Origin of the sequence: Paenibacillus sp. FSL R5-0887, assembly GCF_038002305.1 — a bacterium.
Classification (GTDB): domain Bacteria; phylum Bacillota; class Bacilli; order Paenibacillales; family Paenibacillaceae; genus Paenibacillus_AQ; species Paenibacillus_AQ odorifer.
Genome location: NZ_JBBOCE010000001.1, coordinates 1,277,783 through 1,291,090 on the forward strand (window position 1 = coordinate 1,277,783; position 13,308 = coordinate 1,291,090).

General features: G+C 40.7%; 13 protein-coding genes. 9 read left to right on the forward strand and 4 right to left on the reverse strand.

Annotated elements, in window-relative coordinates; all coding sequences use genetic code 11:
* Positions 1 to 38: 38 nt before the first annotated feature.
* Both MKY14_RS05870 and MKY14_RS05875 read right to left on the reverse strand, forming a co-directional pair.
* Entirely contained in the window at positions 39 to 434 is a 396-nt protein-coding gene (locus tag MKY14_RS05870) for a cupin domain-containing protein (protein ID WP_076184592.1), read from the reverse strand.
* A gap of 21 nt (positions 435 to 455) precedes the next feature.
* Positions 456 to 776, reverse strand: a complete 321-nt coding sequence (locus MKY14_RS05875) for a carboxymuconolactone decarboxylase family protein (protein ID WP_076190372.1) — start codon at positions 774 to 776, stop codon at positions 456 to 458.
* A 169-nt stretch (positions 777 to 945) separates the two neighbouring features.
* On the opposite strand from MKY14_RS05875, the gene MKY14_RS05880 reads away from it, so the two are divergent.
* The 3 genes from MKY14_RS05880 (at position 946) to MKY14_RS05890 (ending at position 4,623) form a co-directional block, all read left to right on the forward strand.
* On the forward strand, positions 946 to 1,371 hold the full coding sequence (locus tag MKY14_RS05880; protein WP_076190371.1) for a MerR family transcriptional regulator: 426 nt from the start codon (positions 946 to 948) through the stop codon (positions 1,369 to 1,371).
* A 208-nt stretch (positions 1,372 to 1,579) separates the two neighbouring features.
* Positions 1,580 to 3,538, forward strand: coding sequence for an RICIN domain-containing protein (locus MKY14_RS05885; RefSeq protein ID WP_076190370.1), 1,959 nt, complete (start codon positions 1,580 to 1,582; stop codon positions 3,536 to 3,538).
* Positions 3,539 to 3,696: 158 nt separating this feature from the next.
* Positions 3,697 to 4,623 (forward strand): VanZ family protein, encoded by a 927-nt coding sequence (locus MKY14_RS05890; protein ID WP_076280638.1) that lies wholly within the window; start codon positions 3,697 to 3,699, stop codon positions 4,621 to 4,623.
* A gap of 24 nt (positions 4,624 to 4,647) precedes the next feature.
* Here the strand turns inward: MKY14_RS05890 and MKY14_RS05895 are convergent, their stop codons facing one another.
* Complete coding sequence (locus MKY14_RS05895) at positions 4,648 to 5,706, reverse strand: PocR ligand-binding domain-containing protein (protein ID WP_076217596.1); 1,059 nt, start codon at positions 5,704 to 5,706, stop codon at positions 4,648 to 4,650.
* Positions 5,707 to 5,909: 203 nt separating this feature from the next.
* Here MKY14_RS05895 and MKY14_RS05900 point away from each other — a divergent pair, with 203 nt between their 5' ends.
* Together MKY14_RS05900 and dhaK are read left to right on the forward strand one after the other, a co-directional pair.
* The gene (locus tag MKY14_RS05900; RefSeq protein ID WP_340975982.1) at positions 5,910 to 7,046 is read left to right on the forward strand and encodes a glycerol dehydrogenase; all 1,137 of its coding nucleotides are present in this window, start codon (positions 5,910 to 5,912) and stop codon (positions 7,044 to 7,046) included.
* 1 nt (position 7,047) lies between these two features.
* Positions 7,048 to 8,808, forward strand: a complete 1,761-nt coding sequence (gene dhaK, locus MKY14_RS05905; protein ID WP_076278470.1) for a dihydroxyacetone kinase subunit DhaK — start codon at positions 7,048 to 7,050, stop codon at positions 8,806 to 8,808.
* 70 nt (positions 8,809 to 8,878) lie between these two features.
* On the opposite strand, the gene MKY14_RS05910 is transcribed toward dhaK, so the two are convergent.
* Complete coding sequence (locus tag MKY14_RS05910; RefSeq protein ID WP_076125864.1) at positions 8,879 to 9,658, reverse strand: GNAT family N-acetyltransferase; 780 nt, start codon at positions 9,656 to 9,658, stop codon at positions 8,879 to 8,881.
* A gap of 149 nt (positions 9,659 to 9,807) precedes the next feature.
* Here MKY14_RS05910 and MKY14_RS05915 point away from each other — a divergent pair, with 149 nt between their 5' ends.
* From MKY14_RS05915 to MKY14_RS05930, 4 genes are all read left to right on the forward strand, one after another.
* On the forward strand, positions 9,808 to 10,509 hold the full coding sequence (locus MKY14_RS05915; RefSeq protein ID WP_076190366.1) for a hypothetical protein: 702 nt from the start codon (positions 9,808 to 9,810) through the stop codon (positions 10,507 to 10,509).
* Between the two features lie 173 nt (positions 10,510 to 10,682).
* Positions 10,683 to 11,240 carry an RNA polymerase sigma factor gene (locus MKY14_RS05920; protein ID WP_076125863.1) on the forward strand — a complete coding sequence of 186 codons (558 nt, stop codon included), beginning with the start codon at positions 10,683 to 10,685 and terminating at the stop codon, positions 11,238 to 11,240.
* The gene (locus MKY14_RS05925; protein WP_249267687.1) at positions 11,237 to 12,142 is read left to right on the forward strand and encodes a hypothetical protein; all 906 of its coding nucleotides are present in this window, start codon (positions 11,237 to 11,239) and stop codon (positions 12,140 to 12,142) included. The genes MKY14_RS05920 and MKY14_RS05925 overlap by 4 nt, the downstream gene beginning before the upstream one ends.
* A gap of 176 nt (positions 12,143 to 12,318) precedes the next feature.
* Entirely contained in the window at positions 12,319 to 13,293 is a 975-nt protein-coding gene (locus tag MKY14_RS05930; protein WP_076125617.1) for a helix-turn-helix transcriptional regulator, read from the forward strand.
* The last annotated feature ends 15 nt before the right edge of the window (positions 13,294 to 13,308 follow it).

The window sequence follows — 13,308 nt, forward strand, 5'->3', positions numbered from 1 at the left end:
AAAGAAACGCATCGAGTCTATAGACTCGATGCGTTTTTTTATAATTGATTATAAAGCTCATCATCAACAGGTTCTAACCATTCTGTTTCTCCGGGTGAAATGGCTAAGTGGACAAACCAACTGTCTTTTGTAGCACCATGCCAATGTTTTACGTTCGCTGGAATATTCACAACATCCCCGCTTTGGAGGAATTGAGCGGGTTTGCCTTTTTCTTGATACCAACCCTCACCACCGGTAACTAATAATACTTGTCCGATTTTATGGAAGTGCCAGTTATTGCGAGCTCCCGGGGCAAAGGTTACGTTCCCAATAGGCGCATTCAAAGGTGTCGCATCAGTATAAATCATCTGCAAGTATGCATCACCTATAAAATTAGCTTCAACCTTTTGTCCGAGTGGAAAGATAGTACTGTTGCTTAGTTGCTCATTAGCCATAATAAAAAAAACCTCTTTCGTTTAATTTTTATAAATTTCTTTGGCAATATTAAATGCCGACCATGCTTTAGGCCACCCTACATAAAACGAAAGGTGCGTGATGATTTCCGCTACTTCATCTTTTGTGATTCCGTTTGCCTTTGCTTTATGCAGATGTGGAGTTAATTGTTCAAAGTTTCCTCCTGATATTAATGCTGAAACTGTAATCATGCTGCGGTCACGTGCAGATAATTCTTCCTCTCTTGACCACACTTCACCGAATAAGATATCATCGTTCAGTTCAGCAAATTTCGGAGCGAATTCTCCTAACAAGTCTCGTCCTGCTGTTTGTTTTTCAGCCATATAAGAACATCCCTTTCATCGATGATTAACTGCTTTAAAATGAAGTATAGACCTTAAAGTACACTTTAAGGCAAGCCATAAAAATGGATTGATACTCCGACATTTGGTTTTTTATTAATTTAAGTATATCCTTTGAATAGAAACAAAATTAGAAATGGAGGTGGGGATCATGCCTTATTCCATTGGAGAATTTGCAGAAATCGTCGGTGTTAACAAGAGCACGCTCAGATATTATGAATTGGAAGGCTTACTTACTCCACATCGAAGTGACAATAATTTACGTGAATATACAGATCAGGATATAGGTTGGGTTCAATTTTTGCTTCATTTAAAAGATTCAGGAATGACGATGGCAGAATTGAAGCAATATACCGAGTGGCGGGCTATGGGGGACGAGACAATTCCTGAACGGAAAAATTTACTTGAACAGCGTAAGCAACAAGTGGAACAAGAAATTAAGGCATTGCAACAAAACTTGGATATACTGAACCGTAAAATTGTATTTTATAATGATCAACTAACGGGGAATAAATACGAATTCGTCCTTTATCACAATGAAAAGAAATCACATCAAGAAGAAAAAGTAGATTCCTAACAAGTTAAGAGGCAGATGAACAACTTTTGATTATCAAAGGTTGTTCATCTGCCTCTTCTAATTTCAAAACTTGAAATCGAAGATGAGAGTCTATTTGTGTAATCATATTGCATGATCCGGTCGAGATATTACATTCTCATTTATCCGTTTATTAATTATATTGAAGCTGTATTCGTTTAAAAAAACCAGAGTAAAGGAGAAATTACTTTTGAGAAGAGAACTGAGGAAGTTTTTGTCTTTTTTGTTGGTTTTAGTGACAGTGGTTGGCACAGGGATTAGCTTTGACGGCAATATTGTAAACGCTTTCGGTCCTAATGTCTTATATGTACCACCAGCAGATTCACCATCCTATGGGGCTTTATCACCTAGGGCAATCCAGCTTAAATATAGTGGCATCAACAATAATAAAATGTATGCTACATTTGAACAAACCTCTAATACCACCCCTGTTTTCCCTATTTATGAAAGCGTTGACAATGGTGTCACTTGGAATCAGGTTGGAGAAGTGGAGGATACTCAAAACGGTTGGGGAATGTTAAATTGCCCTGAATTGTTTGAACTCCCCCAATCTATAGGTAACATGCCTGCAGGTACTATGCTTCTTGCAGGAAATTCTGTGCCAAGCAACAAAGCAGCTACCAAGTTGGAATTATATAAAAGCAATGATTTAGGTAGAACATGGACATATGTAAGCACTATTGCTGAAGGTGGACGAAACGATATTGGTTATGATCCCATTTGGGAGCCTTTCTTTTTGGTTCACAACAACAAACTCATTGTTTATTATTCAGATGAACGTGATCCTGCCCATGCCCAGAAGTTAGTTCATCAGACTACGTTGGAGGGTACGAACTGGGGACCTGTGGTAGTTGATGTGGCATTTGCAGACAGTAAATTACGTCCAGGAATGCCTACAATCGCTAAGCTGGGCAATGGTAATTACGCAATGACCTATGAGATGGTCGGATACCCGGGCGTGCCCAATTATTTGAAAATTTCAGCAGATCCTGAGAGCTGGAATCCAACTGAAGTAGGATCTCTTGTAGGGTACGGAGGAAGTCCCTATATTTCTGCTTTGGGAGATGGGAGACTCGTATTAAACGTTGCAGGAAAAAAAGAAGTGCTGATCAACTCTTCTAGATTGGATGCATCCGGAAGCTGGGTTCCATATAATCCGCCCGTAGATGCAGGGTATAACCGCCAACTACTGCCGCTTAGCAATGGCCGCTTATTTATCCCTCAAGCCGGATTTTTTAGTGGGAAAAACACGGTGAAATATGGTGATATGTCCGTAGGTTACTACAAATTAATTAATGTGAAGAGTGGGAAGGCTTTAGGTGTATTGGAAGGTGGAACTGCGAATGGCAATCCGCTCGTCCAATGGAGCAGCGGGACTAATTCTTTGGATCAATATTGGCTCATTTCCACAGCGGAAAGTGGTTATGCTCCTAACGGTTACAAATCCATTGTGAATGCAAAGAGTGGAAAGGTCGCCGGAATATTAGAAGGATCAACAACAGAAGGAGCTAAAGCCGTATTATGGACTGAAAACCATTCCGATGACCAGCAGTGGACTTTACAAGCCTCTGGTAACTACTACAAGATTGTTAACCGTAACAGTGGTCAGACGTTAGGTATAGCGCAGGGTTCTACTGAAGAGGGTACCCAAGTTATACAGCAGACTGATGCAGGCAGCACTGATCAGCTGTGGGAGTTGGTTCCAGATGAAGGACATATTATGGTGGACAGTTATCGATTAGTTAATGAGAACAGTGGTAAAGTGTTGGGTATCTATCAAGGTTCGATGGCGGATGGAGGGAAGGCGGTTCAGTGGACCAGCGGAATTTCATCCCATGACCAAAATTGGTTTGTAGTCAGCACAGCTGATGGTTATACGAAGCTGGTCAATACTAATAGTCGTAAAAACCTGGGCATTTTAGGAGGTTCATTAGCTAACGGTGCTCAAAGTGTACAATGGAATGATAACGGATCGAATGACCAGCAGTGGACTTTGGAGTCCTCAGGTGATTTTTACAATATTATTAATCGTAACAGTGGAAAAGCTCTGGCAGTAGATCAGGGTTCGACGACAGAGGGGGCAAATATTATTCAAACAAATAATACAGGTTCTGCTGGCCAGCACTGGAAACTAGTCTCGAATAGATAATTTATGTAACCAAAAGTCATCGACCTTAAATTAAGGGTGATGACTTTTTGTCGATATAAGCTTTGAATGACTAAATCGTCACCTTCAGTGTCACGGGAATGTCACTTTGGAGAGATATACTATTTCCATCGACATATGGAGGGAATTGTGAAGTTATTATGGGAGTGAAATTACGAAAGATTCTTATTATAGGAACTATTTTGTATACACTGTTGATCTTATATTTTTTGTTTTTTGCTTTCAATAGAGTAGAGCATGCAACAAGCCAGTATGAATATACGTTTATGTTGATTCCAGAAAGTGTTCCGCTTCTTTTTCCTGATCTCTTTGACCTATCCTTTTCTTGGGTTTATGACTTTGGGAACATCGCTGCTTTTATTCCTTTTGGCGTATTATTCCCTTTGCTGTATCGTACACATTTTAAGAAGTTTATTTGTTTGTTTATCTTAACAATTTTTATGCTGGAAAGTCTTCAAGCTTTAACTTTTTTGGGTTCCTTTGATGTAGCCGATGTCATCTCCAATACGTTAGGGGCAATGATCGGATTTTGTGCATATAAGATTGGATTTTCCCCGGAAATCACCAGGAGATCACTTTTTACTTCGGCATTATCTGTTGTTGTGCTATTGGTTGGAATCATGGGAATCTCTGAGATCATTGATTTAACTCTGAAGAAAAGTGAAAGACCTGTGCAGGGATTACAAACGTTGGAAAAGCTTACGGGAAGCATGCCTATCACGCATAATCTTCCCAGTTTCACTATCGCAGGTGAAAATATAATACCAAAAATGAATTTGTACAGCAGTGAAGGTGAAGAAATTAAAAAATACACCTATACTTTGGGTGATAAAAAAGAGGTATGGTTATATTTCAGCTTTGGATTCCCGCAAAATGAAAATTCTAGCAGTGAACTAATGATTATAGCTGATGGTAACATGATCCTTCAATCCAGTGAACAATATAGTTCCCAAGCTGAACTCAACAATACGGCATTAGTTACCGTAAAAGAAATAACCTTTATCCTTAAAGGGAATGTGAAGTTATGGGATGTAGGATTTAGTGAAATGAAGCATTGGTGGGAATGAGAAACTAACCCTTCGTTAATTTTATTAACGGAGGGTTTCTTTTGCTGATCGCCTCATATACATATTCCGATATACAGCCGGGGTGAGGTTCTCGTATTTTTTGAAGGTTTTAATGAAATAGCCCGTGTCGCAAAAGCCCAAATCATCACTGACTTGATTGATCGGGGAATCCGTGGATTCCAGCAGTTGCTTAGCCCATTCAATCTTGAGTCTGGCAATGAAGATGGAGAAATTCTCTCCAGTTTCTTTAGTGAAAATACGGCTGAAATAACTGGGGCTGATATGACAAAGCTTAGCCATCTCTTTGAGGCTGAAATTCTCATTTTTGTGAGCATAAATGTAATTAAAAGCAGGCTGAAGCACAGAATTTACTGAGACGAACTTTTGTACACCATTCTTTAATTTGGTCTCGATCAAGGCCCCGGATAACTCCTGCTGTATGGATTGGATTTTTCGATACGTACGGTCTGACTCGTCCATTGCTTCAGCAGAAGCGGGTTCTTCTATATTGGTGGTCAGAACCTTTTTGTACAAATCCACAGTAGTATGCTTTTGAATGGCTTCCTCCACGATATAGGTACTTAACTGCAGCAGCAGCTCAACACACTTTGTTACTTCATCGTAGGATAAAACAGGCAGTGCCTGGTAATCCTCTTTGAGTGCTTTAAATTTCATGTTCGTCTCCACATTCGGAGGGCGAGAGACAATTTGCTCCAGTTGTGGCACGTCAGGTTCACGAAGCTTGAGCTGTCCGGCCATAATTGCACCTAGATATTGATTATCTATAATGATCGGAATCGCGATATCTATAATATTGAAATGACATAAATAAATAAACGGTTTGTTCTGGCGAACCGCTTCAATCCCAGCGCGGGCATCACATTTTTGACAATATTGAGAGAGATGGGAGTCCTGGCGCACACCTTGACAGAATGGCTGGCAATAGCTGTGCTTGGTCACGGGAACACCCTTGTAATCAACAGTAAGAATAGCCATTTTGGTTACAAGAGATAAGGAATCCTGGAGCTTTTCCCATTTCTTCAAATCAATAATTTCTTCTAGATTGAACCGGGATTTTGACATCACAAAATTCTCCTATGTAAGTTATAGAATCTTAATGAACATTATACAGAATAATTCAACACAATGACATGAAAGTTCGATTTTTCACGATTATGACAAAAAAATACGATAAGAAAACGCTTTAATAAGCTTTTATTGTTTCATGTTTCTTAAATTAGAGCAATCTATAATGATAACTATAAACAACTGAGGAGGAACGAAAAATGAGAAGAGCATTTATCAGTCCGACGAAATATGTACAAGGTGAGAATGAATTATTGAACTTAGGTTACTTCGTAAAAACATTTGGTGATTCTGCTTTGTTAATTGCCCATCCAGATGATGTAACACGTGTGAAAGACAAACTGGAGTCAACTAAACAGAAATTTAATATAACTCTTGTTGAAAGCGGCTTCCACGGGGAATGCTCAAGACAAGAAGTCGCCAGATTACAAGCGCTAGCCAAAGAACATCAATGTTCATGTACGATTGGCTTGGGTGGAGGTAAGGCGATTGATACGGCAAAATGTGTAGCTGAAGGAGAAGCGCTGATTATCGTTCCAACGATAGCAGCAACTGATGCTCCGACAAGCCACTCAGCGGTGCTCTATACTCCGGAAGGTGAATTCGATGATTATGCTTATTTCAAGCAAAGCCCGAGTGTAGTCATGATTGATACAACAGTTATTGCCAATGCACCTACAAGATTTCTTGTGGCAGGTATGGGAGATGCACTTTCAACCTATTTTGAAGCAAGAGCTACTGCAAATTCTTACTCCAATGTGAATGCAGGTTTACCTTGCGGAGTTCGTGAAGGGGTTTGCGGTGAAGCTAAAGGAACAGTAACAGCGTTGGGACTTGCGAAGCTCTGCTATGAGACATTGCTTGAGAATGGATTCAAGGCGAAGCAAGCTTGCGATCTGAATATCGTAACCCCAGCTTTGGAGAATATAATTGAGACGAATATTCTTTTATCGGGTCTTGGGTTTGAAAGTGGTGGTTTGGCAGCGATTCATGCGATTCATAATGGGTTAACTGCTTTGGAAGGAACTCATCATTATTATCATGGTGAAAAGGTTGCCTTCAGCACGATTGCTCAATTGGTTCTTGAAAATGCAGACCGGACTGAATTAAAAGAAGTGTTGGACTTCTGTCTTTCGATTGACCTCCCAGTATGCTTAGCGGATATTGGTGTTGAGCATGTAACCTATGAGGAACTGCTTGAGGTTGCTAAAAAAGCTTGCATTGCTGAGGAATCTATCCATTCGATGCCGTTCCCAATTACGGAGGATGCGGTTGCATCAGCAATTATGGCAGCCGATCAATTAGGCCGTCAATATAAATCAAGTAAGGAGCTTTAAGATGAAAAAAATAATAAACAAGCCGGAGACTCTGGTTAGGGAAATGTGTAACGGGCTTGTCTTGGCGCATCCCGAGCTGGATTTCGATCCTAAATTCAAAGTGATTTCTAAGAAAGAGATCAATCAAAGTAAAGTTACCCTGATCAGTGGTGGCGGAAGCGGACATGAGCCGGCTCATGCCGGGTTTGTAGGAACCGGGATGCTGGATGCAGCTGTATGCGGTGATGTGTTTGCTTCTCCATCCCAAATTCAGGTTTATCAAGCGATTCGCCGCACAGCAAGCACCAAAGGTTCGCTGCTTATTATCAAGAATTATAGCGGTGACATCATGAACTTTAAAAATGCGGCCCATCTAGCAACTGAAGACGGTATCGAAGTGGATTATGTCAAAGTAGACGACGATATTGCCGTTGAAGACAGCCTTTATACAGTAGGGAGAAGAGGCGTAGCCGGAACAGTGCTTGTTCATAAGGTAGCCGGAGCAGCAGCAGAAGCTGGATTGTCCTTAGCGGAAGTGAAAGAAGCGGCGCAACATGCAATTGATCATGTGCGCAGCATAGGCTTCGCCTATACCTCTTGTACCGTGCCTGCCAAAGGTACTCCGACATTTCATATTGAAGAGAACGAGATGGAATACGGGGTTGGCATCCATGGAGAACCTGGAATACGCAGGGAGAAAATTGTACCCGCAGATGAATTAGCACAGCGAATGGTTACCTCTTTGCTAGACAACTTCCAAATGAATGATCAGAAGCAGGAGGAAGTAGCCGTATTAATTAATGGTTTTGGCGGCACCCCGCTGCAAGAGTTATATTTGCTGAACAATTCTGTCATCCGCGAATTAACCGCTAAGAATAAGCAAGTGTTTAAAGTGTTTGTTGGTAACTACATGACCAGCATTGACATGGCAGGTGCATCGGTGACGATAATGAAGCTGGATGAGACACTGAAGAAATGGTTATCTGCGCCTTGTGATACACCAGCCTTGTCGATTAAAGGCCCTTTTGAGCCTGTGAACTATACTGAAGTAATCCAAGAAGAGAAAGCAGACAGCAATGTATCCTTTAAGAATAATACGGATGCTGCTGCAGCGGTGATTAAGAACAATCGGTTTACTTTGCAAAATATCGTCTATCTGCTCGATCAAATGAGCCAGGTTATTATCGAGAATGAAGTTCCGTTCTGTGAGCTTGACTCCCACGCTGGAGACGGCGATTTCGGGATGAGTGTAGCTAAGGGCTTTAAACAGCTGAAAGTCGAGTGGGAAGATATTTTAGCTCATCATCTCACTAATATCGGTGAGTTCCTTGACGCCTGCTCCATGGTCATTATGGAATATTGCGGCGGAGCATCCGGACCGATCTGGGGATCAGGCTTCCGCGCAGCGAGCAAAAATGTTCAGCAGAAGGAAGAGCTGACCATTCAGGAGTTTGCTGATATGATGCAGGCTGTTGTCAAAGGGATTCAAGATACGGGTGAAAGATCTTTTGGCAGAGGGGCTGTCGTCGGAGACAAGACATTGATTGATGCGCTTGTACCGTTTGCAGATGCCTGGACCCAAAGTGCAGAACAAGGCGACGATATCAAAGTGGCGGCAAATAAAGCAGCGGAAGCAGCTGTCCAAGGTTCTAAAAATACTATAGAAATCGTTGCCCGTATGGGAAGAGCCGGCACAGTGGGGGAACGCAGCATCGGTTATCCAGATGCGGGTGCTCATGCGCTGGGGGTTATTTTCACAGAGCTGGCAAAAGCAATGAAATAAACAAGGTTAACTGGCGTATCACCTAAAATTTAGAAAAAACGTACTGCATTAGCTGCAGTACGTTTTTAATTTAAATCATAAATTCAACGATGTATTGTTGGCAAATGAGTTCATATCCCAGCGATTGATATAGAGAAATGGCTCCTACATTCTCCTCAAAAACATTCAAATATACGTTAGCTGAAATGGCATGTCCTTGGCGTGTTAGCTCTGCACAGACTTTTTTACCATAACCATTTCTTCTCCAGGCCACATCTGTTCCGATATTTCCTAGTTCAACGTAATCCTCACTATATATATGGTATCCTCCTACAGCAATCAGCTCGTCTTGTGCCATCACACCATAGAACGGATTCTGTAATTCTTCTTTTGAAAAAGCCATGGTTTGCAGCTCGTTCATCTTTGCTTCAATTCGCTGGAAATGAGCAGGTCCTAAGTGCATAACATGCTTGTCCGCGGTTGGTAGAACATCTTCATGAATATGTTTCATAAGAAGCAATTTTTTGGGAGGGCTGTAGAACTCAAGCTGAGAAGCAAAGACCTGCAGCTCTTGTTCGTTAATAATAAAGCTACCTACCGCATGGTTATGTAGATGTAATTCATCTTTCATGAACGCCAACATTGAGCTGAGACAAAAGGATTGCTGAACTGGATATACAGAAAAAGCATTAAACGGAAGGCCACTTAAAAAGGCTAATACTCCAAGCAACTCGCCCTGGTCAGAATACTGACCGTAATGCACTGTGTTTTGTCTGCGAAAAGTAAGGTATGAATAATATAAAAAATGCTGTTCCTTATTAATCGAGCTTAAAATAACATCCAACTCTGCTGCTGTTAATTTTCTATACATATACGACCTGCCTCCATTAACAATTGCTGTTGCTATTTCCTCTTGCTGAATTAGCACAACCTTTTCTAATATATCATAAATCAGAACTTTGTTTGCTTTATTGCTGGGTTGAGCCAAGTATGATACTATTGTCCCCTTAGAAACATAAAATGAGATATGAAGGTTTTCTTGAAAGGATGATATATATTAAGGCAATCTTAGTTCGGTACTTCGGAAATCCGCAAGATCGAACCGCCATGTTCAACGCTGCTTCCCTAGTCATCAATGCTTTTATTGGTATAGGCAAGTTAATTCTTGGGTTATATCTATTGTCCGGATGGTTCATCACAAATGCACTTTATTATCTGATCCTGTGTATAGCCAAAGGACAGGTGCTTCATAAATATACATTAGCTAAAAAAGTCAGTTCAGCACAGCAAAGGTATTCCATGGAGCTTTATGTTTATAAGCGTGGCGGTGTTTTTCTTTGTCTTCTAGGGGTTTCTTATCTGTTGGTCTGCTTGCGGATTTATCTAGTCGGAGACGCTTTGGTTTATGAAGGTTACATTGTATATCTGGTAGCACTGATCGCTTTTACAAAACTTGGTTTTGCCATTCATGGAAATATTGTTAACCGTCATCTCAAAAATCCCATTATATCAACATTAAAAATGATTAGCTTTACTGATGCCTTAGTCTCCATTGTTGTCACTCAAATGGCTGTGCTTACAATGAAAGGCTCACCTCAGGCATTAAACGCCAGCGCGTTGTTTGGCATGGGATGTAGTGTTTTATTTTGTCTGGGGGGGATCTGGATGATGCTCCGTAAGACAAAGGCTCCAATGAAGGAAGTAGAATTAATTAAAAATTAGATGATATCATAACTTCCCCTTATCCCTTAGGATGAGGGGTTATTTGTATTTTTATGTCATATTATCAGCGTTGAATGCCGAAGCTTATAGAAAATTATATTTTTATGCAACCTAAACACTTCTTTTCCTACTTTATAAGTGAATGCTTAATCAAATCGAACGGAAGTGATGGAGTGGAAGATAGTGAAATCATACAATTGTATTTTGCACGTAATGAAAGGGCAGTAGAAGAAACATCGAAAAAATATAGAAATTATTGTACTCGGATCGCTCATAACATTTTGTCTAATGCTGAAGATTCGGAAGAATGTGTTAACGATACCTTTCTTGGTGCATGGGAAGCAATACCGCCGAAGTCTCCTGCAAAGCTGTCCTCTTTTCTGGGGAGAATCACACGAAATATTGCTTTGAACAAATACGATTATTACATGGCTAAAAAACGGAATAAAAAATTCGATACGATTCTTAATGAATTAAACGATTGTTTATCCTCTTCAGACAACGTTGAAACCCAATACGAGGAAGCACAAATAGCCGAATCTATAAGCAAATTTCTACACAACATTAAGGAAGATCAGCGGAATGTTTTTTTGAGGCGTTACTGGTATTCTGATTCTTTGGCCGATATTGCCGCACGCTTCTCAATCAGTGAAAGTAAAACCAAATCAATTCTTTTCAGAACACGCAAAAAACTCCAAATATATCTTCAGAAAGAGGGTTATTTCCTTTGAATAATAAAGAGCTCTTCAAAACAATCGGTTACATAGACGAAAATCTGATAGAAAAAGCCAACTCCGCGAGACGCACTAATAAAAAAGCTTATGTAAAGTGGGGCTCACTCGCAGCTTGTGCTGCATTGGTGTTAGGTGTGGCCGTTTATAAATTTCCGCAGACTCCGTTGCCTAATTCACCACAAATATCACAGCAGACACCAGTCTCGTCTCCCACAGGGGTTCGCAAAATTCTGAATTACAATGGATACCGTTATGCATTCGTAGCAGATGGCGCTCAGTTTAAGTTCACAGGTATGGAGCCTGACAAATCGCTTGGTGCATTAGAGTTTGATCTCAACCAAGAGCCCGGAAAGAATGACGGGGATAAGAATGCGGAAAAAGATTATGCCGCTACGTTCGCTATGGGTGGAAAGCTGTATGAAATCCCAACATACCCATCCCATTTTCGTATTGCAGTTAAGGATGAGCAATATTATTATCTAGCTGAAATTGTGGCGAAGGTAGACGATTCTGCAATGAGCGCGAAGGAGTATCTAGATCTGGCTAATCTGAAGGAGCATGCAAAAGATATCTATATTCTGAATCATGTGGGGAATGACGTGCAAAAGACTATCACTGATCATCCTATTGTTGAGTCCATTATCGAAGGTTTGTACAGCGCAAAAAAAACAGAGCTAAGCATTAAGGAATATGAAGCTCTTGCAGCGGCGCAATCCCAAGGAAAATCATATCAATTACAGTTCAACCTCAAAGACGGGACTTATATCGCCATGTATATCATTCCCGAATTAAAGGTGGTGTCTATGGGTGATGCTTATTATTATTTGCCTGATGCCTTTTTTGATCAAACCAGCGACCTCTTTTCAGGGCTGACACAAGAAGTGCTACCGCTTTACTGAGAAGGCGGAGATAAGAGATCCTTAAAAACTGTACATTGCAGGTTATCTAATATCTCGCATATAATGATCTAAATGATAATCGTTATCATTTAATAGAAGAGAAAAGGTGATCTGCTCATGATAAAACATAATATTGGGATTACGGAGTGCAGCTTACCTGCTGAGTGTATAACAGAATGACAAGTTCATCTATTCATAACATCTATAACGGGTATTTCGATGCTTTGTTTGAGGCTCCGTCTATGAGGGGCACTACAGAGAGGAAACATTTTGCACAATCCAGTACACAAGGATACGTCGATAGAGTGATCACACCCTCCGGGATCGAAATTGTTGATAGTGATTACCGTTTTGCTGATGATCGCCTAGTTCGGGTTCAATCCGAAGCGGCGATGATTGAGTTAAGCTTTTGTCTGCAGGGAAGCGGGGAAGTTCATGTAACAGATACCAGCCATGAGTTAATGCCCGATAGTTGTTCATTGCAGTTCATGCAGGATTTCCAAGCGGAATTTCACTATCGCAGTGCTGAACCTATCCGTTTATTGTCCATAGGTGTACCGGTTACACTATTCGATTCATGGATGGCGGATCAAGGCTCTTCACATGCTCGCAGCTTATCCGGGCTGTTAGATTCACGTGCTTTTCGAATGTTCCGTATGCCTATTCTTCCAGAAACCACCCGATTATTGGTGCAATTGAGAGACTGTCCATATCATACCTCCATGCGCCGGTTGTACGTAGAGGGGAAGGCATTAGAACTCCTATCTGTATATTTTGACGCATTTCTTTTTGAGCAGAAACATACTAAACGGAGTTTGCATTTATCACGTAGTGACCGAGAAAACATTCGAAAAGCCAGGGATATCATCCTTGACCACATGGCAAACCCACCTTCGCTAATCGAATTGTCCAAGCTGGCAGGCATTAACGAATACAAATTAAAAGTTGGTTTTAAGGAAGAGTACGGAACAACTGTATTTGCATATTTACGGAACAAACGTTTAGAAAAAGCATGGGAAATCATAAGTACCGGGGAGATTAGTGTCAGCCAAACAGCGACGATGGTAGGTTACAACAACTTTAGTCATTTTGCCGAAGCTTTTCGGAAGCAGTATGGAATTAATCCTTCAGAAGTAATTAAAAAACGATAAAAATTAAATAAATAT

Excerpts from the sequence above, each read along its gene's own strand:
- MKY14_RS05880 (WP_076190371.1), top strand. The coding sequence starts at position 946 with ATGCCTTATTCCATTGGAGAATTTGCAGAAATCGTCGGTGTTAACAAG.
- dhaK (WP_076278470.1), top strand. The coding sequence starts at position 7,048 with ATGAAAAAAATAATAAACAAGCCGGAGACTCTGGTTAGGGAAATGTGT.
- MKY14_RS05895 (WP_076217596.1), bottom strand. The coding sequence starts at position 5,706 with ATGTCAAAATCCCGGTTCAATCTAGAAGAAATTATTGATTTGAAGAAA.
- MKY14_RS05875 (WP_076190372.1), bottom strand. The coding sequence starts at position 776 with ATGGCTGAAAAACAAACAGCAGGACGAGACTTGTTAGGAGAATTCGCT.
- MKY14_RS05930 (WP_076125617.1), top strand. The coding sequence starts at position 12,319 with ATGACAAGTTCATCTATTCATAACATCTATAACGGGTATTTCGATGCT.
- MKY14_RS05870 (WP_076184592.1), bottom strand. The coding sequence starts at position 434 with ATGGCTAATGAGCAACTAAGCAACAGTACTATCTTTCCACTCGGACAA.
- MKY14_RS05910 (WP_076125864.1), bottom strand. The coding sequence starts at position 9,658 with ATGTATAGAAAATTAACAGCAGCAGAGTTGGATGTTATTTTAAGCTCG.
- MKY14_RS05900 (WP_340975982.1), top strand. The coding sequence starts at position 5,910 with ATGAGAAGAGCATTTATCAGTCCGACGAAATATGTACAAGGTGAGAAT.
- MKY14_RS05915 (WP_076190366.1), top strand. The coding sequence starts at position 9,808 with ATGAGATATGAAGGTTTTCTTGAAAGGATGATATATATTAAGGCAATC.
- MKY14_RS05890 (WP_076280638.1), top strand. The coding sequence starts at position 3,697 with ATGGGAGTGAAATTACGAAAGATTCTTATTATAGGAACTATTTTGTAT.